This is a genomic window from Armatimonadota bacterium (assembly GCA_017993055.1).
In the GTDB taxonomy this organism is placed as follows: Bacteria; Armatimonadota; UBA5829; order DTJY01; family DTJY01; genus JAGONM01.
The window spans coordinates 17710-42912 of record JAGONM010000001.1 but is presented as its reverse complement, the minus strand read 5'-3'; the positions used below and the strand labels follow the sequence as shown (position 1 = coordinate 42912).

Below are 25203 nucleotides of genomic sequence, written 5' to 3'. Positions count from 1 at the left end.
TGGGACGAGAGTCTGTGAAACGAGCAATCTATCCAGGAAGTTTTGATCCTGTCACGAACGGCCATCTGGACATCGTCCAGAGGGCCGCGAGCGTGTTCGACGAGGTGATCGTGGCGGTTGCCCTCAACCTGGACAAGGACGCGATGTTCAGCATCGAGGAGCGCATGGAGATGCTGGGCCGCGCGTGCGCTGACATCCCGGGCGTGAGGATTGACTCGTTTACCGGGCTTCTGGTTCAATATGCTCAGGAGCATCAGGCGAACGTGATAGTCAAGGGTCTTCGCGCCCTGTCGGATTTCGAGTTCGAGTTCGAGATGGCCCTGATGAACCGAAGGCTGGATCGGGATATCGAGACGGTGTTCATGATGACGAACGCCGAGTACTCGTATCTCAGCTCCAGCATCGTCAAGGAGGTTGCCCTCCTTGGCGGTTCGGTCGAGGGTCTCGTCCCGAAGATAGTCGAGGAACGCCTGAGCGCCAAGCTCGGCTCCTCATCTCACGGTCTGAAGGCCGGCGGCCAGAGCCGATCCGGCTTAAGGAGGCGATCAGAATAGATACTCTAGCACTACTGGAAAAGCTTGAGGAACTGCTGGACAACAGCAGGCGGCTCATGAACACCGTCTTCGTCAACGAGGATGAGGTTTTCAGTCTGATCCACAAGCTGCGCGCGTCGTTGCCTGAGGACGTCAAGGCGGCCGGGCGAATAACCCGAGACGCCGACCACATCCTGAGCGACGCTAAGGAGCAGGCTGCGCAGATTGCCGATCAGGCGCGGGCGGACGCCGGCAGAATCGTCGAGGAAGCCAGGGCGGAAGCCATGCGCCTGGTGGACAGCAGCGAAATCAAGACGCTGGCTACCGCTCAGGCGAAGGAGATCATCGCCGCGTCCGAGGACGAAGCGCGGACCACCAAGGCCGGCGCGGACGAGTACGCCAAGGAGATCCTGGTTGATCTCGAAGGTTTTGTCAGCAAGGTGTTGAGCCAGATTCAGCGCGGACGTGACAAGCTGGGATTCAGGGGGGCCGGACCCTCGGAGGATGAATGATGGGTAAGCCCATGGAGGGCATCTATGCTCGCGCTCGCGAAGCTCGGAAGCGGATAGTTCTTCCCGAAGGTCACGATCCTCGAGTGGTGAAGGCCGCTGTGGAGATACGCAAGCGCGATATCGCCTCGCCGATACTCCTCGGGGAGGCCGGGGCCGTTCGCAAGGCCGCGGACGATCAGGGTCTTGCTCTCGCCGGCATCGAGACGGTTGACCCGGCTGTCTCGCCGAGGAGGCAGGCCTACGCCGATCTGCTCTTCGATCTGCGGAAGCACAAGGGCATGACTCCGGAGCAGGCATACGAGCTTGCGGGCAATACACTCTACCACGGCGTGCTCATGATCAAGGCGGGTGATGCCGACGGCGAGGTTTCCGGCGCGACTCACTCTACGGCGGACACGGTGCGTCCGGCCCTGCAGGTACTGAAGACCGCGCCTGGTATCTCGATCGTGTCGAGCTTCTTCGTTATGATCGTTCCGGACTGCGAGTTCGGGGAGCAGGGGCTTTTGCTCTACGCAGACTGCGGGCTTGTCATGAATCCCAGCGCGCAGGAGCTTGCCGAGATCGCGGTCTGCACCGGCAACACGATGAAGGCCCTGTTCGGCTTCGAGCCGACGGTAGCGCTTTTGTCGTTCTCTACGAAGGGCAGCGCGTCCGATCCCCTCGTCGAGAAGGTCGTCGAAGCGACGCGCATCGCGAAGGAGAAGGCGCCCGAAATGTGCATAGACGGCGAGCTTCAGGCGGATGCGGCGCTCGTGCCGTGGGTCGGCCAGAAGAAGTCTCCCGGCAGCCCGGTCGCCGGGAAGGCAAACGTGCTGATATTCCCCGATCTACAGGCGGGCAATATCTGCTACAAGCTGACGGAGCGCCTTGCGAAGGCGGAGGCATACGGGCCTATCCTTCAGGGCGTGGCAAACCCGGTCAACGACCTGTCTAGAGGGTGCGACTGGGAAGACATAGTAAACGTCACGGCGATCACCGCCGTTCAAGCGACACAATAGGCGGTTGGCGGCAGGGGCGACGCATTGGGCGATCGGTGCGCAGAGGTGTCCGATGTCGGCAGTCAATGCTTCGCCCCTGCCGCTTGGCTGGAAGAGCGAGTAGATAATGTTAGTCTTGGTGGTAAATGCCGGCAGTTCGTCGCTGAAGTACCAGCTCATTGATATGTCGAACGAACAGGTGCTGGCGAAGGGTATCGCGGAGCGAATCGGCGCCGGGGGGATGCTCAGGCACGAGACGACCGGCAAGCCGACGGTCGAGAACGAGGTGGACATCCCCGATCACACCGTCGCCATGCGCCTCGTCTTCGACGCCCTCACGAATCCTGGGTCCGGCGCGATTACGGATGTCTCCGAGATCGCGGCGATCGGACATAGGGTCGTTCACGGCGGCGAATCATTCTCAGGTTCGGTCCGGATAGACCGGGAGGTCATAGACGCGGTGTCCCGCCTCAGCGAGCTGGCGCCCCTGCACAACCCGCCGAATCTGATGGGCATCGAGGGAGCGATGAAGGTTATGCCGGACGCCCCGCAGATCGCGGTGTTCGACACCGCCTTCCATCAGAGCATCCCGAAGCACGCGTACATCTATGCCCTTCCCTACGATCTGTACGAGGAACACGGCATCAGGCGCTACGGGTTCCACGGCACCTCGCACAAGTACGTGACCTCCCGCGCGACGAAGATTCTCACTGATCTCGGCATTCCGGTCGAGCAGCAGAAGATCGTCACGTGTCACATCGGCAACGGTGTCAGCTTTACGGCCGTCAAGGGCGGCAAGTCGGTGGACACGAGCATGGGTCTTACACCGGTCGAGGGGCTGGTGATGGGTACCCGGTGCGGAGACATTGATCCGGCGATCCTGCCTTTCCTGCAGAACACGTTCGGCTATTCCGCCGGCGATGTGGACGACCTGATCAACAAGAAGAGCGGGTTGCTGGGTATCACCGGCATCGGCAACGATATGCGCGACATCGAGGCAAATGCCGCTGCCGGGCATGAGAGGGCGAAGCTCGCGTTAGAGATATTCTGTTACCGAGGCCGAAAGTACATCGGCGCATACGCAGCCGCTATGGGCGGCCTCGACTCGGTTGTCTTTACGGCGGGCATCGGAGAACACTCCCCGCCGATCAGGGCCATGATGTGCAGGGATATGGAGTTCCTCGGGATAGAACTCGATCCAGTCAAGAACGAGGAGTGCCGGGGTGAGTGCGACATCAGCACAGGCAAACTGAACGCCCGGATTCTGGTCATACCGACCAACGAGGAACTGGCGATCGCAAGGGAGACCGCCCGCGTCGTTACGGGCGAGAACGGCCGGTAGGCATGAAACTCGATCTCTCGGAGATCACTCAGCACATTGGCATGCGCTCGGTGCAGGAGATTGACGAACCCTGTTTTCCGGAGGATGCCGAGCTGACCTGCGTCTCACCGCTCAGAGGGCGAGTGGATTTGACGAACACTGGCACTCTGCTTCTCGTCAGGGGCAAGGTGGGCGCCGAAGTCCGCCAGCAGTGCGGCCGCTGCCTGAGCGACTTGACGTTGCCAGTCGAAGCGGACATAGACGAGCAGTTCCGTCTGGTGCATATCGGGGATTCTGTTGTGGCCGTCGCCGACGACGAAGAGTCGGAACTCGTCGCGAACAACATACTGGACCTGGAGGAACTGATCAGGCAGAATATGCTGGTCGGGATTCCGATAAGCCCGGTCTGCTCGCCGGAGTGCAGGGGCCTCTGTCCCACGTGCGGGAGCAATCTGAACCAGGGCGAATGCGGTTGCCCGCAGGAGCCCGTCGAGTCCCCGTTCCAGGCACTAGCCGGACTCCTCGAAGAGGAATCGCCGGAGGATTCTTAGCGGCCGCGCGTTTGTGCCGGCCTTCCGAACAGCAAGAAAGAGGTGAATCGAATTGCCGTTACCTAAGAGAAGACATTCCCGAACTCGCGGTGCCAAGCGCCGGACTCACTACAAGCTGGTCGCCCCGAATGTGGTGGACTGCCCGCGGTGCCATGCGCCCCGCCTGCCGCATCACGTCTGCCCGAGCTGCGGCTTCTACAACGGACGTTTGGTCCTGGAAGTCAAGGAGAAGGAAGAAGACTAGGGGAGAGGATCGCCCTTCATGAGAATCGCGGTTGACGCAATGGGCGGCGACTACGCCCCGCTCGAGATCGTCAAGGGAGCCGTCGAAGCAGCTCATCAGCACGGCATTTCCGTGACACTGGTGGGGCATCGCAGCCGGATCGAGGCCGAGTTGGCCAAGTATCCCTCGGCCGGAGCGAAGGTTGAGGTCGTTCACGCCTCCGAGGCGATTGCGATGGACGACAGCCCGACCAACGCCGTCCGACGCAAGGATTCGTCGCTCGTGGTTGCAGCGAACCTGGTCAATTCGGGAGAAGCTCAGGCCATGGTCAGCGCCGGAAACACCGGGGCAGCCATGGCCGTCGCTACTCTCAAGCTCGGGCGCATACCGGGCATCGAGCGCCCGGCCATCGCGTCCATGATCCCATCCGCCAAGTGCCGGGTCGTCCTCCTGGATGCGGGCGCAAACGTGGACTGCGACGTCCACAATCTCCTTCAGTTTGCCATGATGGGGGCGACGTACGCCGAGCGAGTCTTCGGCGTGTCAGAGCCTCGAGTCGGGCTCCTGAGCATCGGCGAGGAGCCATCCAAGGGCGACAAGCTCACAAAGGGCGCCAATCTGCGGCTCTCCGAATCGGACCTGAACTTCATCGGCAACGTCGAGGGCAAGGAGATCTTCCGCGGCGCCGCCGACGTTGTGGTCTGCGACGGATTCGCCGGGAATATCACCCTGAAGGTCACCGAAGGCGTGGCCGAGTTTCTGGTCGCCGTCCTCAAGGAAGAAGTCGAACGCAGCATCCTCGCCAGACTCGGTGTTCTGCTGATGGGTTCGGCCCTCAGACGCGCCCGCGTCTACCTCGACTATGCAGAGTACGGCGGAGCGCCTCTGCTCGGGACCAACGGCATCTGCACAATCAGCCACGGACGTTCAAGCGCCCGCGCGATCCGGAACGCGATCCGGGCCGCCGCGTCCGCCGTAGAGAGCGACGTGGTCGGATGCATAACCGCGGCGGTTCGACAGAAGGAACTTGTCGCCGGTTAGGTGAATCCTCATATGGAATCGGGCCGCGACCCGAGACCCAAATCAACCCACGAAACGGAGACCTCATGGCAGCCGAACTACGCAGTGCCGGCATCGTAGGCATAGGATCATACGCGCCGCCCAAGGTGCTGACGAACGCCGATCTGGAGAAGATCGTCGACACGACCGACGAATGGATCGTCACGCGAAGCGGGATAAGAGAACGTCGGATCGTTAACGAGGGTACTCCGGCTTCGGACCTTGCCTTGGAAGCATCCAGGAAGGCTCTCGACTCGGCGGGGCTTGCTCCCGAGGATCTCGATCTCATCATCTGCGCCACCGTCACGGGAGACATGCCGTTCCCTGCTACCTCCTGCGTCATTCAGCAGAAGCTCGGCATTACCAATACCCCGGCATTCGACCTCCAGGCGGGATGCTCCGGCTGGGTCTACGCAGTCACCACAGCAACTCAATTCGTTCGCACGGGCGCCTACGACAGAGTTCTCGTGATCGGAGTTGACATCCTTACCAGCGTCACCGACTGGACCGACCGAGGCACCTGCGTGCTGTTTGGCGACGGCGCCGGCGCTGCGATAGTCGCTCCTGTGGATGACGGCGCCGGCGTGCTGGCGACCCACCTCGGCGCGGATGGCTCGGGCGCCGATCTGCTCAAGATAGAAGCCGGCGGCTCAAAACTGCGCACGTCTGAGGAAACCGTCCGCAACCGCCTTCACTTGATCAAGATGGAGGGGCGAGAGGTCTTCAAGTTCGCCGTCAAGATTCAGGGAGAAGCTTCCCTCAAGGCGCTGGAAGCATGCGGTCTCACAACTGACGATGTGGATCTGTTCGTGCCTCATCAGGCGAATATCCGCATCATGGAGTCCGCAGCGCAGAGGCTCGGTCTTGCGCCTGAGAAGGTCTTCATCAATGTTGACAGATACGGCAACACCTCGGCTGCCTCGATCCCGCTTGCTCTCGATGAGGCCTATACGACCGGCAGGGTCAAGAAGGGTGATCTCGTTGTGACGGTCGGCTTCGGCGCCGGTCTCACGTGGGCGGCTGCGGTTGTGAAGTGGACGCTATGACGAGACTCGCGTTCGTATTCCCGGGACAGGGATCGCAGTCCGTCGGCATGGGCAAGGATTTGCATGATCGTTTCCCGGTGGTGCGCGATGTCTTCGACGCCGCGGACTGCACTCTGGGTTTCCCGCTCAGCGGGCTCTGTTTCGATGGACCGGAGGAGGACTTGCGCCTCACGTCGAACACTCAGCCGGCGCTCTTCACGGTCAGTGTGGCGGTTCTGCGTCTGCTGGAATCCGAGGGTATCCGGCCGGATGTCGTCGCGGGACACAGCATCGGAGAGTATGCGGCGCTGGTTGCGGCTCGTGCGGCCGCTTTTGAGAACGCCCTCCGGCTCGTGCGCAGGAGGGGCGAACTCATGCAGGCCGCTGGAGTGAAGTATCCCGGAACGATGGCCGCCGTGATAGGCCTGAGCGCGGATCAGGTTCGCGAGATATGCAGTAGAGCGCAGGAGGTCGGCATCGTAGATGTGGCGAACTACAACTCACCAGGTCAGGTGGTCATATCCGGCGAGGCAAGGGCCGTCGAGGCGGCGTCCGGCTATGCGTCCGAGGCCGGCGCGAAGCGGGTGATGCCGCTCAACGTCAGCGGTGCGTTTCACTCCAGGTTGATGCAGCCGGCGGCCGACGAGCTTGCTGCGGAACTGGCTGCGACCGCGATCGTAGACGCCGATATTCCGGTAGTCGCAAACGCCACGGCGGATTATGTGCGGTCGGCTGATGAAATCCGCTCCGCGCTCTCGAAACAGATCGCGGGAAGCGTCCGATGGGAGGAGTCAATCCTCAAGATGGTCTCGGATGGCATCGGCGGGTTTGTGGAGGTCGGTCCGGGCAAGGTGCTCGGCGGTCTGATCAAGCGCACGACCGACTCGGCCGATGTCGCAAACGTTGGCGACGTCGAATCGCTCGAAGCATTCGTCGGTCATTGGAGAGGAGCTAAGCAGTCTTGAAACTGCAGGGCAAAGTTGCTATAGTGACCGGAGCGGGCCGGGAGGGCAAGGGCATCGGCCGATACGTGGCCCTCGCGCTTGCCTCCGAGGGGGCCGACATCGTCATCGCCGACTATGTCGTCGAGGCCGCAGAAGCCGTCGCCGACGAGGTGCGGAAGGCCGGCAGAAGAGCGATCGCGGTCCGGGCCGATGTCGCGCTTCCCGCCGACTGTGATGCGATCGTCCAGCGCGCGCTCGACGAGCTCGGCGGTGTGGACGTTCTCGTGAACAACGCGGGGATCACGCGCGATGCGCTCATCCCGCGGATGTCCGAGCAGGAATGGGATTCGGTGATCGCCACCAATCTGAAAGGCACGTTCAACTGCACGAAGGCGGTCACGCGCACCATGCTCAAACAGCGCAGCGGAAAGATCGTGAATGTCGCGTCCGTCATGGGTATCATCGGCAACCCCGGTCAGGCGAACTACTCGGCTTCGAAGGGCGGAGTGATTGCGCTGACGAAGACGGCGGCTCGCGAGCTCGGGAGCCGAGGGATCAACGTCAACGCCGTGGCGCCGGGCTTTATCCAGACGGCGATGACCGACGATCTTCCTGAGAGCATAAGGGAGAGTATATCGGGTCAGATTCCTCTGAACAGACTCGGAACTTCCGAGGACGTTGCAAGGCTGATAGTGTTTCTCTGCACCGAAGATTCGAGCTATATCACTGGTCAAGTCGTGAACGTTGACGGTGGGATGGTAATGTAAGGAGGTGAACAAGTGCCAACATTCGATCGCGTAAAGAAGGTTGTCGTGGAGCAGCTTGACGTCAACGAGGAAGAGGTTACCTCAGACGCTTCATTCGTGGATGATCTGGGAGCCGATTCCCTCGACGTTGTCGAACTGGTCATGGGTCTCGAGGAGGAGTTCGATATCGAGATCCCTGACGAGGACGCTGAGAAGATCACGACCGTTGCCGATGCCGTAGGCTACATCGAGGAGAAAGCCAAGGTCTAGCGCAGACTGACCTTTCACCAGGCGGACACAGCCGGAAACGCGAAGCGGCGAGTTCGAAGTGCCGGGAGTTCTGTCTCTACTTCGTACCGCTTGTCTTTGTTCTCCGCTGTGTCCGCGCCACAACTGTCTGAGGAGATTCATGGATAGAAGAAGGGTCGCAGTTACGGGAATGGGGGCGATCACCCCGATCGGCCACGGGCACGAAGCCTTCTGGAAGGCGCTGCTGGGCGGCGTCTCCGGGGCCGGGCCCATTACCCACTTCGACGCGTCCGAATATACCACTCGCATCGCCGCCGAAGTCAATGACTTCGATCCTGAGCAGTACATGGAGCGAAAAGAAGCTCGACGGATGGACCGTTTCGTCCAGTTCTCCGTCGCCGCCACAAGACTCGCCATTGAGGACTCGCGGCTCGATCTTGAGTCCACGGATCTGGACCGGGTCGGTGTCCTTATCGGCTCCGGCATCGGCGGTACCAACACTTGGGAGGAACAGCATCGGACGCTGCTCGAGCGAGGTCCCGGCCGCGTAAGTCCGTTCTTCGTCCCGATGCTCATATCCGACATGGCTTCCGGCCAGATCTCAATCATCTACGGTGCAAAGGGCCCGAATTTCGCCGTCGTCACCGCCTGCGCGACGGCCACGCACGCGATTGGAGAGGCCGCGGAGATCATCCGGCGCGGCGCGGCCGATGTGATGATAGCCGGCGGTTCGGAGGCCGCGATCGCCCCGCTGTCCGTTGCGGGGTTCTGCTCGATGAAGGCCCTCAGCACCCGAAACGATGATCCGGCGCGCGCCAGCCGTCCGTTCGACCTGAACCGCGACGGCTTTGTGATGGGCGAGGGCGCCGGGACTCTGATCCTGGAAGCGCTGGATCACGCGCGTGCCCGGGGGGCGAGTATCTACGGCGAACTCATCGGCTACGGAATGAGCGGCGATGCCTTTCACATAACGGCTCCAGCTCCGGAAGGCGAGGGAGCGGCCAGGTCAATGGCTGCTGCGATCTCCAACGCCGGTCTGAAGCCTGCGGACATTGACTATATCAACGCGCACGGCACGTCCACCGACGCAAACGACAAGCTCGAGACCGCTGCGATCAAGACCGTCTTCGGCGCGCACGCCCCGAAGGTTCCGATAAGCGCGACTAAGTCCATGACCGGGCACCTGCTCGGCGCGGGCGGCGCGGTCGAGTCAATCGCGTGCCTCTGCGCGATCAGAGACGGCATCGTGCATCCGACGATCAACTACGAAACGCCCGACCCCGAATGCGATCTCGACTACGTTCCGAACACGGCACGCAAGCTGGATGTCCGTGTCGCGATGTCAAACTCGTTCGGATTCGGCGGGCACAATGCAACGCTGGTCTTCGCGCGCTGTGATTAGACACGCGTCGCCGCAAGTGGTAGACTGTTGTCAAGTGCCGCTGTCTGCGGTCTCTTTCGAAACGAATGGGGGCGATTGAATGCAGTACTGCCCGAGGTGTGGAAGCGCCAATCAGGATGATCGCGCGGCTTGCTGGAAGTGCTTCGGCCAGTTGCAGCAGGTTGCCGGCAGGAAGGCGCAGTCCATCCTGCTGACGGATCGGGACGCGCCGCCGTCCGCCGTGATTCCTGCGGCGCCCGAAATCGAGGAAGCGCCTGTCGCCGAGCCGATTCAGATCCCGGAGCTCGCCGAACCCGTGCCGGAGGTGCCGATTGCCGCGCCTGAAGAACCGTCGCAGGTCGCTGAGGAACTCGTGCCGGTGATCGCCGATCAACCCGACGCCGGGGACACGCCCGCGAGCGACTTTGCCATCGCGGCGCCGACCTTTGAGCCTGCGGTAGAGTTTGAGGTCGAGTCCGAGGACGAAGAGCCTCTGTCCCACGGAGTTGTTGACCTCGACGCGCCCGAGTCGCCTGTCGTCGCATCCAGGGAACTGGACGCTGAAGCGCCTGCGGTCGAGCCGGCTGCGGAAGACGAGCTTCCGTGGTGGATGACTCAGGACGAGCAGGCGCCCGAGACCGACAAGGAATCTACCGTGCTCGATCTCGACCAAGGTCTGGAGTACACATCCGTAGACGACGCCCGAGAGACCGTCTCGTTCGAGGAAGCAGAGGAGTCCGACGAGGATCCGCCGCCTGCCAACGCCTGATCAGGCGGCTGCACTGAATGTCTATCAGCATTCGGGGCCGTGGGCGCGCAGGCGTTCACGGCCTCGGTTGCACTCAGGTCATTTTGAGGAGAGCGAAGGTGAGTTCATTGTCTATTTCAGAGAGAGCCCGCAAGGCCAGCCCGTCGCCGACCCTTGCCATCACTGCCAAAGCGAAGCAAATGAAAGCCGACGGCATTGACGTTGTCAGCTTCGGAGCCGGCGAGCCGGATTTCGACACTCCGCAGAACGTAAAGGATGCATGCATCAAGGCGCTTCAAGGGGGTATGACGAAGTATACCCCGACCTCGGGAACGCCCGAGCTGAAGCAGGCCATCTGCGAAAAGCTCAAGAGAGACAACGGACTCGAGTACAAGCCCTCGCAGATCATTGCCTCGATCGGTGCGAAGCACTCTCTCTACAACGTCATGCTCGCCCTGTGCGACCCCGGCGACGAAGTGATCATTCCCGCGCCGTACTGGGTGAGCTATCCGGAGATGGTCAAGCTCGCGGATGGTGTTCCTGTCTACGTGCAGACCGACGAGAGCACAGGCTTCCGCATGACCCCCGAGATGCTCCGAGCGGCGATTACGCCCAAAACGAAGGCGCTCGTGCTCAATAGCCCAAGCAATCCGACCGGCGCGATCTACGATCCGTCGGCGATCGAGCATATCGCGAAGATCGCGGTCGAGAATGGTGTCTACGTGATCTCCGACGAGATCTACGAGAAGCTGGTCTATGGCGACAACAGGCAAGTCAGCATCGCCTCGTTCGGCGAGGAGATCAAGAAGCTTACGCTGACCGTCAACGGCCTCTCGAAGAGCCACTCGATGACCGGTTGGCGTGTCGGATATACGGCGGGCGAGCAGGATATCATCAGCGGCATGTCCCGCATCCAGGACCACAGCACCTCGAACCCCGTGTCGTTCGTACAGGCCGGTGCTATCGAGGCGTTGATCGGCCCGCAGGACGCGGTCGAGGAGATGCGTCAGGCGTTTGACGAGCGGCGGAAGGTCATCGTTGACGGCCTGAATGCAATCCCCGGAGTCGTCTGCCCGAATCCCGGCGGCGCGTTCTACGTCTTCCCGAACGTCTCGGCGTACTACGGCAAGTCGTTTGACGGCAAGACGGTGAGCGGTTCTGACTCGTTCGGAGAGTTCCTGCTGAACGAGGCGAAGGTGGCGGTTATCCCGGGATCCGGCTTCGGCGCTGACCAGAACGTCCGCCTGTCGTACGCCACTTCGATGGAGAACATCAAGAAGGGTGTTGCGCGAATCGGCGAGGCAGTCGTGAAACTGAGCGGATAGGTCCTGCGATGCCACTCAGCGATTTCCAGAAACTCGCGCGAAGGCTGAAGATCAAGAAGGCCGATCAGCCTCTGCTTCGGCAGGCTCTCACGCATAAGTCCTACCTGGGCGAAACGTGCGGCGCCGAGTGCAACGAGAGGATGGAGTTTCTCGGCGATTCGGTGCTCGGCCTGGTGGTTGCCGAGCATCTTTACTCCCGGTTCGCCGACAAGCCTGAGGGCGATCTCGCCAAGGCCAAGGCAGTCGCGGTCAGCGAACCGATCCTTGCCGTCGCCGCGAGGAAGATCGGGCTCGCCCCGGGGCTCCTTCTCAGCATGGGCGAGGAGTCGTCCGGGGGGCGCGACAGACCCTCGATACTCGCCGACGCCTTTGAGGCATTGATCGCCGCCGTCTATCTCATCGGCGGGATGGAGGACGCCCGCCGGCTGATACTTCGATCCCTCGGTCCGCTCCTCAATGACATCGAGCGCGAGGAGCACCACCGCAACTACAAATCGCTTCTTCAGGAGATCAGCCAGAGCCGCTACAAGAAGGCCCCCGAGTATTTCGTCGTTTCCTCGTCCGGGGCCGATCACGACAAGACGTTTCTGGTCGAGGCCCGCCTCAGCGGAGAGGCTCTCGGGACCGGATCCGGCAAGAGCAAGAAGCAGGCCGAGCAGGCGGCCGCGCTCAATGCACTCGAGCATCCGAAGTTTGCGGCATCCTGTAAGGAGTCATCGAAATGAGCGACAATCGCGCCGAGATCGGCGTGTACGGCGGTTCCGGTTTCTACGAGTTCCTCTCCGATGTCGAGGAGATCGAGGTTGAGACTCCCTATGGGCCACCGAGCGATCTCGTGGCAATTGCGACTGTCGCCGGGAGGCGGGTGGCATTTCTCCCGCGCCACGGACGGCGGCATGCCCTTCCTCCACACATGATCCCGTACCGCGCAAACGCCTGGGCAATGAAGGAACTCGGCGTGACGCGCATCATCGGCCCGGCGGCGGTCGGAAGCCTGCAGCCTCACATCAAGCCGGGTGACTTCGTGGTCTGCGACCAGTTCGTTGACCGAACGAGCGGCCGGGCGGACACCTTCTACGATGGTCCCGATGTTGTCCATGTCATGGGCGCGGAGCCGTACTGCGGTCGGATGCGCGCGCTGGCGGTCGAGTCCATCAAGTCGCACGGCATTCCCGTCCACGAACACGGCACGGTCGTCGTCATCCAGGGGCCGAGATTCTCCACCCGCGCGGAAAGCTCCTGGTTCACGAAGATGGGCTGGGACGTGGTGAACATGACCCAGCACCCCGAGGTGATTCTGGCCCGCGAACTCGGGATGTGCTACGTCAACATCTCCCTCATCACGGACTACGATGCGGGCTGCGTCGGCCAGGCAGGCGTCGAGCCGGTCAATGCGGGAGAAGTCGTCAGGGTGCTCAAGCAGAACAACGAGCGGGTGCGCAGCGTCATCCTCGACATGATCGAACGGATGGAGGCCGGCTCCTGCCCGGAGTGCCTCGCTGCGATGGAGCACGCCCGACTGGAGTAGCATCATGCAGGACGACATCCGGCCGGTCGATCTTGTTGACGGCAAGGTCAGGCTGATTGACCAGACCCTCATCCCCGATCAGCTCAGGTTCGTCGAGTGCGCCGACTACCGAGAGGTGGCCGACGCCATCCGCGCGATGGTCGTGCGAGGCGCTCCCGCCATCGGCGTTGCGGCGGCGCTCGGGATCGCACTGGGAGCGCGCGGCATCGAGGCTGATGATCCCGCGGAGTTCATTCGCCGTCTCGAGCAGATCGCCGGCGAGTTTCGTTCCACCCGCCCGACCGCCGTCAACCTCTTCTGGGCGATAGACCGCATGCTCGACACCGCACGGGAGCACCTCGACAAGCCTCTCGACGAGATGAAGGTCGTCCTCACAGCCGCGGCGACCGCCATCCTCTCGGACGACATAGACGTAAACCGTGCCATCGGACGGAACGGCGCCGAGTTGCTCGACGACGACTGCACCGTCCTGACCCACTGCAACGCCGGCGCTCTCGCCACTGCAGGATACGGCACCGCCCTCGGCGTCATCCGCGCGGCGTTCGAGTCGGGCAAGCGGATCAGGGTTCTCGCCGACGAGACGCGCCCGCGCCTCCAGGGCATGAAACTCACTGCCTGGGAGCTTTCGCGCATCGGCGTGCCCGTAACGATCATTACCGACGGCATGGCGGGGTGGGCGATGTCCAGCGGCGCGGTGGACTGCGTGATCGTCGGGGCCGACCGGATAGCGGCGAACGGAGACACGGCGAACAAGATCGGCACATACGGGCTGGCGGTACTGGCGAAGGCGCACGAGATACCCTTCTACGTCGCGGCCCCGATCTCCACTGTGGACTTCAGTATCCCGGACGGCTCGCGCATCCCCATCGAGGAGCGCGACGAGCGAGAGGTAACCCATATCGGCGGAGTGCGCCTCGCCCCAGAGGGAGTCCGCGCCTGGAACCCGGCGTTCGACGTGACTCCGGCGGGATACGTTACAGCCTTCATAACAGAGAAGGGCGTCCTTCGGCCCGCGAAGCTTGCGGTATCCGGCGGTCTGTGATAGTGCTCTACACAAAAAAAGAAGCCCGCTCGGATGAGCGGGCTGCCTCATGGGGGATGGCAATCACCGGCCATCGGTGACGGCCGGACCACGTTGGATGAAGAAGCGTATATCTGCAATCGGCACCCGGCCTGCCCTTGCAGAACCAAGCACCATCTATACAGACGGTGCTAACCCCGCAAAAGTTCCAGGGTTGGCAAAAAAAAGACGCCCGCGCGCCATGAAAAACGGTGCGCGGGCATCCAGAAGATGCCTCGGCAGGAGCGTCGGCGATCATGAAGCGATCACTCCGGCATGCTCCTTACGCAAGGTTGGAAGGAGTAGAGTACACAGGGGCATATTGCAAGAACCGTGCCATTCGGCCCGACAAGCTCAACAATTCTTCGACACCAGCCTGCAGGAGAACCACTCGGAGTAGATCCGGTATCCCAGCGACTTCGCGGTCCGCACCGACGCAGTGTTGTTCTCGTCTACGCGGTAGAGCGGCACGCGCCCGGAGTCCTGCACGGCCTTAGTGACCGCCGATACGCACGACTTGCCGTACCCGCGGCCCCGGTACTCCTCTCCCGTCAGGATCAGCACCTCGCCGACCTCGTCCTGCATGTACGGAATCTTGTACTCCGCCGCGAATGATACGTAGTAGCCGTGCCTGAGTATCCCGTAAGCCGTGCCCTGGCATACCGACCAGTAAATGTTGTCCCACATGTACTTGAGCATCCGCTCATCGCCCGCCAGCAGCATGAACTTGTGCCTGTCGTCGGGCATCACCTGCCGGACCTCGTAGTTAGGATGAAACCTGAGGGTCTGCGGCGTGCAGTAGAAGACGAACCCTTTGAAAGGCTGGATGTCTCCGAGGTGAGAGAGCTTCCTGCGGGTGAGAGTGATCATCTCCTGCTGGAAGATCGGATCGAAGATGATGGAAGGATCGGCGCCCGGTGGCACGAGTTCCTTGGCGTCCTCGTAGAGCGCGTTGTGTACCGAGATTACTCCCCGGCGAAATGCGGTTCCGCACAGTACAAGCCGGACGTACTCCCAGAAGGTGTCCTCGATCTCACGCATCGGCGAGGAGACGAGTCGAACGGTCCCGGGCTCCACCGTGCGGCGGTCCGTGCCCAGGAAGATGGAAAAGTAGCGATCCAGAACGGAGACGATCTCGTCCACAGCTCGACAACCCACCCGGAGTCCTCATGGGGATGATACCACAAACGCGGCGCGGCTCGCCATGCTTTCCGGCGCGCCCTGCGGGTTCCGGCAGTCACCACAGCGCCTGATCCGGCGACCGGACGCCCTTCCCGATGAGGCTTATCCCGGTCCGGATGCGCTCTCTCTGCTCATCGGTGAGCGGCCGGTTCCAGCTTATGATGCCGATGTTCCGCGAGGCGGACGCGTCGTACACGGCGTCGAGGTCCTGCATCTCCGGATTGCCGAAGTTGACGCCGAGGACGCCTGGAGTGTCAAGGATGTGCGGCAGGATCTGGTGTCCCTGCCCGCAGTAGTGGATCCATCCGCCGCCGAACTCCGCGAGAGCGCGCTGGTTGTATGGCCGGCAGAACTCCAGGTAGGAGGACCCTGAGATGTTCGTCGGTGCGTCCTCGCAGATGCGCACCCCGCCCCGAACCTTGGTCTGCGAATGAAAGCTCCAGTCGTTCCCTTCACCGATCAGTTCTTTCTGCACCTGCGTGAATCGGCAGTAGGTCCGGGTGACGAGATCGAGCAGACGGTGGACGAGGTCCGGATCGTCGTAAATCTCCGTGTAAATCCGGTGGCCCATGACCAGGTGCGCGGTGTCGAACGGACCCTGGGTATCGCAGATGAAGACGCGTACCGCCTTGCTGAGGTTCGGGTGCTTCGACAGCGCGTCGAGATAGAACCGCTCGGTCTCGAGCACGCGCGGGCCGAGCCCGGCAGCACTCACGTCGGGGATGCCCCGGTCGAGCGCATCGAGCAGCTCCCGCTCGGAGAGCGCCTCGCACCAGGGCATATTGTTCATCGTGAGCGATATCTCGCAGCCGAAGAGTGAAGCCATCGTACCGACGCCGTAGTTCGCTCGGATGGTGTACATCCGGTCGTCCCGCAGTTTCGCGCCGGCATAGACGCCCGCCAGTTCGTTCACTAGCATCTTTTCGATGTCGTGAAACGCTTCCGAGTAGGGGTACGTCGGCCAGCCCTCGACTCCGACGGCCTCGATCAGCGGCAGACGCGGGACCTCGCGATAGAGGAGCGCATCCTCCAGTATCCGTTCGGACTCGGCGGCGTGCGCGGGATCCACGAGGGCATCGAGTTCTGCGAGTCGTTCGTGAAGATCAGGTACCGGCATCAGCTCATTCTCTTGATTGCGTCTTCCATGATATCAAGACCCTTATTGAGAAGCTCCTCGGTGATCACTAGCGGCGGCGCGATCCGGATCACGTTGCCATGGAAGCCGATAGGCGCGATCATCATCAGGCCTCCCTGGTAAGCAGCCTCGATGATCTTTCGCGTCGCCTCGGCGTCCGGCGTCCTGGCAGCCTTGTCCCTCACGATCTCCACTCCGGCGACCAGACCCATGCTGCGGACGTCACCGACCATCTCGTACTTCCGCATCATGTCGTTGAGGCGGTCGAGCATCACCTGCCCGAGCGCCGCCGACTTCTCGACGAGGTTCTCCTCCTCGATGACTTCGATCGAGGTCAGCGCGGCTCGCGAGCAGAGCGGATTGCCGCCGCTCGTGCTGGACATACTGCCCGGTTCGAGGACGTCGAAGATTCTCGACTCGCCGACGAGCGCGGAGATCGGCACGCCGCTCCCGATGCCTTTCCCCAGGCAGAGCAGATTCGGCTTGATCCCCCAGTGCTCGTAGGCGAACATCTTGCCCGTGCGACCGAACGACGACTGCACCTCGTCGAGGATGAATACGATGTCGCGCTCCTCGCACCACTTCTTCAGTCGCTGCATGTAGTCGCCGGGAGGGATGATCGAGCCGGCGCCGCCCTGATACGATTCGGTAATCAGCGCTCCGACGTTGCCGGTGCTCTCTGTGTCAATCAGGCGGTCGAGGTAGCGAAGGCAGGTGAAGTTGCAGTCAGGATAGGTCTGCTCGAACGCGCACCGGTAGCAGTAGGCGTTCGGCGCGTGCAGTACGCCGGGCACCATCGGCCCGAAGCCCCGCTTGACGCCCTGCTTGCCGCCGACGCTCATCGCCATGTAGGTCCGGCCGTGGAAAGCGCCGTGGAAGGCAATGATCTCGTACTTGCCGGTGTATCGTCGCGCGACCTTCATCGCCGACTCGGTTGCTTCCGCGCCGGTCGAGAGGATGAACGCCTTGTCGAGGTTGTCACACGTGATGTCCACGAGCTTCTTCGCGAGCCGCGCCCTCCAGGGGTTGACGAAATCGTAGGAGTTCATGACGTCCCCGGCCTGCTCCCGGATAGCCGCCACCTGCTTCGGATGGCAGTGGCCGATGTTCGTCACCAATACGCCGGACGTGAAGTCAATGAACGTGTTTCCGTCTACATCCTCGACGACCGCTCCCTCGGCTCTCTGCCAGACAGCAGGCACCTGGTCGGACATCGAGTTGGGCTCGTACTGCCGGGACATCTCTATGTACTTCCGGGCGTTCGGCCCGGGCAGATCGGTCTTGATGTTCGGTATCATAGCTTCACTATCTCCCCTGTCTCCATGCTCTGGTGAATCGCCGCGCAGATGCGTGTTACCTCGCGGCCGTCCTCGCCCGACGGATACTTGCCCGCCAGAGAATCGAGGCTCCCTCCGCTTTTCAGAAACTCGACGTTATACGCGAAGTCGGCGATGCTCTCAACGCCGTAGCCTCTGTAGACGGTTCGCCCGTGCTTGTCTTTCTCCTCGCGCATGAAGTTGTTGTTCCAGGTGCGCATTCCCTCGTCCTGGAAACACGACCGGTCGCCACGGTCCTGGCTGTCAACCTCCCAGAGGCCGTCCGTGCCGACGATCCGCATTCCCTGGTTCACTATCGCTTCGAACTTGCGGGGGATGATCCAGGAGACGTCGAACGAGAACGACGCGCCGTTCTTGAAGACCACTTTCGCGCTTGCCGAGTCGTACATGTCTATCCCGAACTCACCGAGCAGCTTCTTCTTGCTCCCGGTGGCGTAGACCGAGTCGCCGTCCGACTTGATGATCCAGCGGACGAGGTCTACGAAGTGGCTGCCGAGGAACCATACCGGCGAACCGTGCGGCGCCCAGTGCGCGAACCAGTCCACTGGCACCTCGATCCGGTCCTCCATGTAGCAGTGGCCGTAGAGCGGGGTGCCGATCTTCCCGGCGCCGACTCCGGCTTCGACCGCCATGTGGTCGGGATCATACCGTTTGTGGAAGTCAACCTGCAGCAGGACGTTGCTTTTCTTCGCAGCCTCGATCATCTCGGTACAGCCCTCGACGGTCACATCGAGAGGCTTCTCGCACAGGATGTGCTTGCCCTGATTCGCGGCGTAGACGACTATCTCGCGGTGAAGGAAGTCCGGGGTGACGACCGTGACGCCGTCAATGTCCTCCTTCTCGAGCATCTCCCTGTAGTCGAGGTATCCCTTGACGCCATATTGCGGCTCGTAGAGGTCAATCTCGTCCTGCTTGATGGTGCTGAACCCCTTAAGTTCGGCGACCCCCAGCATCTCGAGCTGCTTGAACGTCTTCAGGTGAACCTCGCCGAACTTCCCGGCGCCGACTATTGCTATCCTGACCGGCATATGTTTCCTCCTACGGCAAAAGACCGCAGGCCGACGGATGCCGGTCTACGGTCTGCAGTCCAATGTCTACCGTCTTGCTCCATACTAACCGATTACGAGGCTTTCCAGCAACTCGCTTATGCTGATCTCGCATCCGGCCATAACGGTGTCCGCGCCGCCGTAGTAGATCACGAGACGATCATCCTCCGCGATCGCGCCGCAAGAGAAGCAGACATTCGGCACGAAACCGTCTATCTCGTAGGGTTGCTCGGGGCTCAGTATCGGCTCCGTACCGCGCGCGATTATCTCGTGGGGTTCGTCCGGCGCGAGCAGCAGCGCACCCAGGCAGTAGTGGTTTTCCGGCGTGGAGCCGTGGTATATCTCCAGCCAGCCTCGCTCCGTCTTGATCGGCACAGCGCCTGCCCCGATGCGCCCGCTGTCCCATGCGTCCTCGCGTATGCCCATCAGGAAGTGATGCTCGCCCCAGGCCATCAGGTCGGGCGAGTAAGCGACCCACATATTCGGCGCGCCGAACATCCGCGGCACCGGCCGATGCAGCGCGACGAAACGGCCGTTCACCTTCTCTGGGAATATGGCGACGTCGAGGTTCTCAGGCGCAAAGATGATACCCTTCTTTTCGAAATGCTGCCAGTCCGTCGTCGTCGCCAGGCTGACGCATATCCCGTTCGGCGCGACGCTCTTGTATGCGATGTAGTATGTCCCCGCGATCTCCGTCACCCGCGGATCCTCGAGCCCGTAGGCCTCGGACGCGCGGTCGGGCCAGAGCGCGGGATTCGGGTCAACGGTGAAGTTGACACCGTCCCTGCTCCGCGCGACTCTCAGGTGAGAGATCGAGGTCAGCAGCGTGCCTTTGGGGGTTATGATCGCCCTCGGATCGCGGAAGTCCATGCTCCCGTCTTCCTTCGAGAACTCGCGGATGCATATTCCGCCGGCCTCCAGCACGGGTACGCGGACGACTTTCTCGTCACCGCGCGCCCACTCCGCGACCCTGAGCAGCAGGATGATCTCGTCCCCGTATTTCGCCACGCCGGCGTTGAAGACGCAGACGACCTCGAACTCAGGTCTGGTCGGCGGCACGTCCGCCGGCGTGATCAATGGGTTCTGCGCAAACCGAACCGCTTTCATTGGTTACCCCTCTATCGAACAGCCGCACGTGCATTCAGCACCACGGCGACACATATCCTATCGTTCATACCCACAAACGTCGTCCGCCCATTCATATGCGGAAAGTCTGGATAGTATTCCGCGCTGGGCGTGCATTCTCCTTGCCGGTTTCGGTTGATACTCGTCCATGTTTCCGGTTGTCAGTGCGGGTCCACACGAGCAATGAAGGGATTGGGTTGATGCCGTGGCGAAACTTGGGGTCAGTGGCGGCCATGCGAATCTACGACATCATCCTCAAGAAGCGCGACGGCGGGGAGTTGACCGCCGAGGAGATCGAGGCCATCGTCGGCGGATACGCCCGGGGCGAAGTGTCTGACGCGCAGGCGGCGGCGTGGCTGATGGCCGTCTGCTTCCGAGGCATGACTCCGCGCGAGACCGCCGACCTCACGATGACTATGGTCCACTCCGGCGAGGTGCTCGACCTCAGTTACATCCCTGGCACCAAGATCGACAAGCACAGCACCGGTGGAGTGGGGGACAAGACAACTCTCGTCCTCGTGCCGCTCTGGGCTGGAGCGGGTGTTCCTGTCGCCAAGATGTCCGGCAGGTCGCTCGGCCATACCGGCGGGACAGCCGACAAGCTCGAAGCGATTCCGGGGTTCCGCGTGGCCTTGACTCCCGAGGAAGTCATCTCGCAGGTGACGCGCGTCGGGGCCGTCATGGCGACCCAGACCGCCGACCTCACGCCAGCCGACAAGAAGCTCTACGCCCTCCGCGACCTGACCGCGACCGTGGACTGCATCCCCCTGATCGCGGCAAGCGTGATGAGCAAGAAGATCGCTTCCTGCGCCGATGCAATCTTGCTCGATGTGAAAGTCGGCTCGGGTGCGTTCATGAAGACGCTCAAGGAAGCGAGAGAACTCGCGTCCGGGATGGTCGAGATCGGCAGGCAGGTCGGTCGGGAGACCGTCGCCGTCATCACGGATATGGAACAGCCGCTTGGACGCGCGGTCGGCAACGCGGTCGAGGTCCGGGAGGCCATTGAGGCGCTGAACGGCGGCGGGCCGGACGACTTAGTGGAGTTGTGCGTGAACCTGGGCGGTCTCGGGCTCGTTCTCGGCCGAAAGGCGGAGACCCCCGAGGAGGGCGAACGCATCATAAGCCGGATGCTGTCGGACGGCCGGGGCGCGGCGAAGCTCCGGGAGATCATCGAGGCCCAGGGGGGCGATCCGTCGGTTGTGGACGATCCCTCTCTGCTACCGCAGGCTCCGCTGGTGCGCGCCGTGCCCGCACCCGAATCGGGATTCGTCACCCGTCTCGACGCGATGGACGTTGCTCAGGCCGCCGTGGAACTCGGGTGCGGCCGCTCGGAAGCCGGATGTCAGCCCGACCTCTCCGCAGGCATCTTTCTGCGCGCAAAGATCGGCGACTCAGTCCGTTCGGGCGAGCCGCTTGCCGACATCCATGCCACGGATGATTCCTCGGCAGGCCGCGCGGTGGGTATTCTGCTCGGGGCATTCGATTTTGGGCCGTCGCCGATCGACCGCGCCCCTCTGGTGCGCGAGGTAATCCGCCGCCGGTAGCCCCTCTGCGCAAAATCCTCCCTAAGGCGAGTAAACGCACGTGCCGACAATGATAGATGCGTGTGTTCGCGCAGATGGGAGCAAGTCCATGATGCCGGTGTCAATGCAAGACAGCGCCGGGTCGCATCCCCCCGCGTCTCCCGGCAAAGAAGCCGCCATCGCGGCCCAGTTGCCGTTCGAGGGCGACAACTCCAGGCTCTTCGGCGATCTGATCGCCGCGCTCTCCTACATCCTCGACGTGCAGGAGAACCCCAGGCTCTACCACGCCTGGCGGGTCGCAGCCGTCGCGGCTTCGATGGCGGAGCAGATCGTCCCCGCCCAGGCATCGGATGTCTTCTACGCCGCTCTGCTTCACGACGTCGGCGCGATGGGTTCTTTCTCCCACATTATCCACTACCCGACGCTCTACAGCCAGACATCCAGGCCGGAGATCGTCTCGCATCCCCAGCGCGGCAAGGAGATCATTCTAGGCATTCCCGGGCTCGAACTTTCGGCCGAGTTCGTCGCCGACCACCACGAGTGGTGGAACGGCGCGGGTTACCCGTCTCATAAGACCTCCGACGACATCCCGATCGGCGCGCAGCTCATTCGGATCGCCGACAGCGCCGACATGAACCGGCGGTTTCAGCCCGATACCTCCGTCGAGCAGACCCTTCAGACGATGGGCCTCATGGCGCGCGTCGAGGTCAACCCGGAAGTGATCGAAGCGTTCAGAAAGGTCGTCTCCGACCAGAACTTCTTCCGCCAGCTGGTTGACGAAACGAGCCTCCGCACCCTCATCCAGCACATGGAGTCGAGCGTCACGGGCCCGATATTCCGTCCGAACGCGGACGTTCTCGGCACGATGCTGACCGTCTTCGCGCGGGTGATCGATGCCAAGCACGGGTTCACCACGGGGCACTCGGAGCGAGTCGCCCGATATGCATCCGAACTCGCGCAGGCGATGCGGCTGGCGCACAATGAGGTCGTTACCGTGCGGTTCGCGGGTCTCCTGCACGATGCCGGCAAGGTCGCCGTGCCGCTCGCGATCATGAACAAGCCGGGACCGCTCGGTCCGGTCGAGTTCGGCAAGGTGAAGGACCACCCAAAGCTTACGATGGACATCCTCAAGAACATCGTGCATCTGTCCGAGTTCGCCTGGATTGCGGGCCACCACCACGAGCGTTGGGACGGCAAGGGGTATCCGGACGGACTCGCCGGCGAGGAGATACCTCTTCTTTCGAGGATACTGGCGGTCGCCGATGCGGTTGACGCGATAACTTCTCCCAGGTCATACAAGGCTGAGAAATCTGCGCCGGAGATGCTCGCGATTCTGCACGAGGGAGCGGGGACGCAGTTCGATCCTCAGGTGGTGGATGCGGCCCATTCCGCCTGGCAGCCCGCCGCCCGCGAAGCGGCCTAGAAGAGGCTCTGCTGTCCCGCAGCTTCCGCCTTCCGAAGGCGCGCCGAGCGGCTCGGATTCGGGAAGAGCGTGTCGAACTCCGGGCCGAACGCCTCTCGTAACCTGCACGCGAACTTGTAGAGCTTGTCGAGTACCTTCTCGGTATCCTCGTCTCGCGCGTACTCCTCGATCAGCCCGAGCGTGCCGTCCTCCTTCTCGTAGACGGTGATGTACTCTCCGACTCGAAGCCCCCGCGCAACTAGCGCCAGCCTCTTCCGCTGGGCGCTGCTGAACGTCCGCTGAGTGATACGCTCCCGACGCGCGAACTGCTCGACCGGCAGTTCCCTGCGGACGATGCGGTCCGTCAGCTCCTTGTACATGCGGCCGATCCCTTGCATGTCGCCCTTGACGAGCAGGTCCACCGCCGAGGAGATGAACTCCCGGCCGAACGGTTCGTCCGCGCGAGAGCGGACCGACGCCCCCTTGAAGGTCTTGGCGCCGTCGTATCCGATCAGCACATAGTTCTTGATCTTGAGCGAGAGCATTGCCGCGTACCGGCCGTCGTGAGCCAGGCGAATCCCCTCCGGCAGTCCTCGCCCGATCTCCTCGATCAACGCTTCCTCCGCCTCGAGGCTCTCCACCGATTCGGGCGGCTGGAAGTAGACGCCGTCGGTGTCAATCTCAATCACATGTCCGCCGAGCCGCTCGATCGAGTCCGCTATCTGCAGCACGAGCCGCTGCCCGGACGAGGTGATCCGCTCCGCCGCGTCCATGTCGTTGAAGTTGAACGCCGGCGAGCCGAGGTAGCCGTAGAAGGAGTTGATCAGGATCTTGAACGAGTTCTGAAGGCCGTCCCAGTAGTGTTTCTCATCCTCGGGCAGGGATTCGGATTTCGCCCGCGACTTCGCCTCGAACCTGCGGCGCGTAAGCTCCTCCAGCGCGGGGAGGAAGACGTCCAGTACGTCCGACTCGGGCTTGATCCTCATACTAAGCATAAGGCTCGGGTACAGGCTCTCGACGTCGCACTTGACAACGCGGCGCACCAGCCCCGCCATCCGAATCTCGGTGTATCCGCCCGCGACCGCCCGCCCCGACTGCGGCCACGAGATCGCGTGTCCCCGGCGAAGGTACTCTCGGATCAGGATCGCGTTGATCTTCTCGCCGGTCCCGGTGGTCGCCACCGCCTGGTACGAGTCCGGTGACATCTGCGTCAGGTAGAACTCCGCCGGGCAGACGAGCGCCGCGAGCTTCCGCGTCTCCCGGACGTCGTGCCGCGCGTAGAGCTTGATCGTCTCGGGGTCGGTCGCCCAGAGCCCCGCGATGCGGTCGCCCGGAATGTAGACACGCTCCGGCTCGGCGAGGCCGTAGACCCGCGCGCATTCCTTCAGGCCGTACCGATCGAGCTGACCCTTGGCGACGTCGAACCTCTGGGTCGAGAAGAGCGTGTCAATGATGTGTCTGCCGTGGACATAGGCCGGTACGAAGGGACGGGAGTTCCCTCCGATCGGGCAGTTCCGCTCCGACCCGTAGGTCATCTCTGAGCCGTCGCGCCCGAGGGTCAGCCGGACACCCAGTCTCTTTGCTCGCGCCGAGATGTATGGGAGGTCGAACCCGAAGACGTTGTGCCCTTCGAGCACGTCCGGGTCGCGATCCCGCACGGTCTTAACGAAACTCCGCAGCAGTTCCGCCTCATCGCCGTCCAGTATCGCCTCGAACCCCAGGTTGTCGGACACCGCCACCAGCAGAATCCGTCCGCCTTCATCATCGGAGACGAGGCTCGACGTCTCGATGTCGAACTGCATCCGGTGGACTTCCTCGAAGGTCATGCCCTTGAAGAGCGTTCTGCCCGACTGCATCAGGTACTGCTTCTCAGGGTTCAAGTAGGCGAGGTGATCCGCGCCCTTCCCGCGCAGGGTCTCGCGCGCAGTCAGGAAGGCCTTCCAGTTGGGGAATGTCGCTAGATGGCGGTAACCCTCGCCCGAGAGTTCGCTCACCTCGACGGTCTTCCAGTCGGACGGGATGTCCTCGGGGTTGGCAACTATCAGCCAGGGACGAAAAGGCTCGCGTACAGCTGTGACGGCGCTCCCCCGCCGGACGTAGAGGACGACCTCCGACTCAAGAGCCTCGACGGCGGTGATCCCCTCGGTTGGATCGAATCCGAACAGGATTGTCTGCGTGTCTGACATGCCCGATACCGAAATCTGCGAGCGCTGCGACATTGTACCACATGCCTCGGCCTATGTGTCCGGTATCCGGGCATACTCACTGGGA

At 62.4% G+C, this 25203-nt stretch carries 25 protein-coding genes; 19 read left to right on the top strand and 6 right to left on the bottom strand.

Annotated elements, in window-relative coordinates; translation table 11 throughout:
- Window positions 1-14 precede the first annotated feature (14 nt).
- The 17 genes from coaD (at window position 15) to mtnA (ending at window position 14164) form a co-directional block, all read left to right on the top strand.
- Window positions 15-554 (top strand): pantetheine-phosphate adenylyltransferase, encoded by a 540-nt coding sequence (gene coaD / locus KBC96_00200; protein MBP6962807.1) that lies wholly within the window; start codon window positions 15-17, stop codon window positions 552-554.
- A gap of 56 nt (window positions 555-610) precedes the next feature.
- On the top strand, window positions 611-1045 hold the full coding sequence (locus KBC96_00195; GenBank protein ID MBP6962806.1) for a hypothetical protein: 435 nt from the start codon (window positions 611-613) through the stop codon (window positions 1043-1045).
- On the top strand, window positions 1045-2043 hold the full coding sequence (gene pta, locus KBC96_00190) for a phosphate acetyltransferase (GenBank protein ID MBP6962805.1): 999 nt from the start codon (window positions 1045-1047) through the stop codon (window positions 2041-2043). Before KBC96_00195 ends, pta begins: the two co-directional genes overlap by 1 nt.
- 106 nt (window positions 2044-2149) lie before the next feature.
- On the top strand, window positions 2150-3364 hold the full coding sequence (locus KBC96_00185) for an acetate kinase (GenBank protein MBP6962804.1): 1215 nt from the start codon (window positions 2150-2152) through the stop codon (window positions 3362-3364).
- Between the two features lie 2 nt (window positions 3365-3366).
- On the top strand, window positions 3367-3894 hold the full coding sequence (locus tag KBC96_00180) for a DUF177 domain-containing protein (protein ID MBP6962803.1): 528 nt from the start codon (window positions 3367-3369) through the stop codon (window positions 3892-3894).
- 52 nt (window positions 3895-3946) lie between these two features.
- Window positions 3947-4138, top strand: coding sequence for a 50S ribosomal protein L32 (gene rpmF / locus KBC96_00175; GenBank protein ID MBP6962802.1), 192 nt, complete (start codon window positions 3947-3949; stop codon window positions 4136-4138).
- 18 nt (window positions 4139-4156) lie between these two features.
- Entirely contained in the window at window positions 4157-5158 is a 1002-nt protein-coding gene (gene plsX, locus KBC96_00170) for a phosphate acyltransferase PlsX (GenBank protein MBP6962801.1), read from the top strand.
- Window positions 5159-5223: 65 nt separating this feature from the next.
- Entirely contained in the window at window positions 5224-6222 is a 999-nt protein-coding gene (locus KBC96_00165) for a ketoacyl-ACP synthase III (protein ID MBP6962800.1), read from the top strand.
- Window positions 6219-7166 carry an ACP S-malonyltransferase gene (fabD, locus tag KBC96_00160; GenBank protein MBP6962799.1) on the top strand — a complete coding sequence of 316 codons (948 nt, stop codon included), beginning with the start codon at window positions 6219-6221 and terminating at the stop codon, window positions 7164-7166. Before KBC96_00165 ends, fabD begins: the two co-directional genes overlap by 4 nt.
- Entirely contained in the window at window positions 7163-7912 is a 750-nt protein-coding gene (gene fabG / locus KBC96_00155; GenBank protein MBP6962798.1) for a 3-oxoacyl-[acyl-carrier-protein] reductase, read from the top strand. Before fabD ends, fabG begins: the two co-directional genes overlap by 4 nt.
- A 12-nt stretch (window positions 7913-7924) precedes the next feature.
- Window positions 7925-8161 (top strand): acyl carrier protein, encoded by a 237-nt coding sequence (acpP, locus tag KBC96_00150; GenBank protein MBP6962797.1) that lies wholly within the window; start codon window positions 7925-7927, stop codon window positions 8159-8161.
- A 139-nt stretch (window positions 8162-8300) separates the two neighbouring features.
- The gene (fabF, locus tag KBC96_00145) at window positions 8301-9542 is read left to right on the top strand and encodes a beta-ketoacyl-ACP synthase II (GenBank protein MBP6962796.1); all 1242 of its coding nucleotides are present in this window, start codon (window positions 8301-8303) and stop codon (window positions 9540-9542) included.
- Window positions 9543-9621: 79 nt separating this feature from the next.
- Window positions 9622-10290: a hypothetical protein gene (locus tag KBC96_00140; GenBank protein MBP6962795.1), complete on the top strand. Its 669-nt coding sequence runs from the start codon at window positions 9622-9624 to the stop codon at window positions 10288-10290.
- A gap of 107 nt (window positions 10291-10397) precedes the next feature.
- Window positions 10398-11594 (top strand): pyridoxal phosphate-dependent aminotransferase, encoded by a 1197-nt coding sequence (locus KBC96_00135; protein ID MBP6962794.1) that lies wholly within the window; start codon window positions 10398-10400, stop codon window positions 11592-11594.
- A gap of 8 nt (window positions 11595-11602) precedes the next feature.
- Window positions 11603-12319 (top strand): ribonuclease III, encoded by a 717-nt coding sequence (gene rnc, locus KBC96_00130; protein ID MBP6962793.1) that lies wholly within the window; start codon window positions 11603-11605, stop codon window positions 12317-12319.
- A complete protein-coding gene (locus KBC96_00125; protein MBP6962792.1) occupies window positions 12316-13122 on the top strand; it encodes an S-methyl-5'-thioadenosine phosphorylase in 807 nt (268 codons plus the stop codon). The genes rnc and KBC96_00125 overlap by 4 nt, the downstream gene beginning before the upstream one ends.
- A gap of 4 nt (window positions 13123-13126) precedes the next feature.
- Window positions 13127-14164: an S-methyl-5-thioribose-1-phosphate isomerase gene (gene mtnA / locus KBC96_00120; GenBank protein ID MBP6962791.1), complete on the top strand. Its 1038-nt coding sequence runs from the start codon at window positions 13127-13129 to the stop codon at window positions 14162-14164.
- A 372-nt stretch (window positions 14165-14536) separates the two neighbouring features.
- Here mtnA and KBC96_00115 read toward each other — a convergent pair whose 3' ends face one another.
- From KBC96_00115 to KBC96_00095, 5 genes are all read right to left on the bottom strand, one after another.
- On the bottom strand, window positions 14537-15340 hold the full coding sequence (locus tag KBC96_00115; GenBank protein ID MBP6962790.1) for a GNAT family N-acetyltransferase: 804 nt from the start codon (window positions 15338-15340) through the stop codon (window positions 14537-14539).
- A 79-nt stretch (window positions 15341-15419) separates the two neighbouring features.
- Window positions 15420-16481, bottom strand: coding sequence for a hypothetical protein (locus KBC96_00110; protein MBP6962789.1), 1062 nt, complete (start codon window positions 16479-16481; stop codon window positions 15420-15422).
- On the bottom strand, window positions 16481-17797 hold the full coding sequence (locus KBC96_00105; protein MBP6962788.1) for an aspartate aminotransferase family protein: 1317 nt from the start codon (window positions 17795-17797) through the stop codon (window positions 16481-16483). Before KBC96_00105 ends, KBC96_00110 begins: the two co-directional genes overlap by 1 nt.
- Window positions 17794-18864, bottom strand: coding sequence for a Gfo/Idh/MocA family oxidoreductase (locus KBC96_00100; GenBank protein ID MBP6962787.1), 1071 nt, complete (start codon window positions 18862-18864; stop codon window positions 17794-17796). Before KBC96_00100 ends, KBC96_00105 begins: the two co-directional genes overlap by 4 nt.
- An 84-nt stretch (window positions 18865-18948) precedes the next feature.
- Window positions 18949-19989: a glycoside hydrolase family 130 protein gene (locus tag KBC96_00095; protein ID MBP6962786.1), complete on the bottom strand. Its 1041-nt coding sequence runs from the start codon at window positions 19987-19989 to the stop codon at window positions 18949-18951.
- A 251-nt stretch (window positions 19990-20240) separates the two neighbouring features.
- On the opposite strand from KBC96_00095, the gene KBC96_00090 reads away from it, so the two are divergent.
- Together KBC96_00090 and KBC96_00085 are read left to right on the top strand one after the other, a co-directional pair.
- The gene (locus tag KBC96_00090) at window positions 20241-21551 is read left to right on the top strand and encodes a thymidine phosphorylase (protein MBP6962785.1); all 1311 of its coding nucleotides are present in this window, start codon (window positions 20241-20243) and stop codon (window positions 21549-21551) included.
- An 88-nt stretch (window positions 21552-21639) separates the two neighbouring features.
- Window positions 21640-22953, top strand: coding sequence for an HD domain-containing protein (locus KBC96_00085; GenBank protein ID MBP6962784.1), 1314 nt, complete (start codon window positions 21640-21642; stop codon window positions 22951-22953).
- Here the strand turns inward: KBC96_00085 and KBC96_00080 are convergent.
- Window positions 22950-25118, bottom strand: coding sequence for a DNA polymerase (locus KBC96_00080; protein ID MBP6962783.1), 2169 nt, complete (start codon window positions 25116-25118; stop codon window positions 22950-22952). The two genes, KBC96_00085 and KBC96_00080, sit on opposite strands and share 4 nt — an antisense overlap.
- Between the last annotated feature and the right edge of the window lie 85 nt (window positions 25119-25203).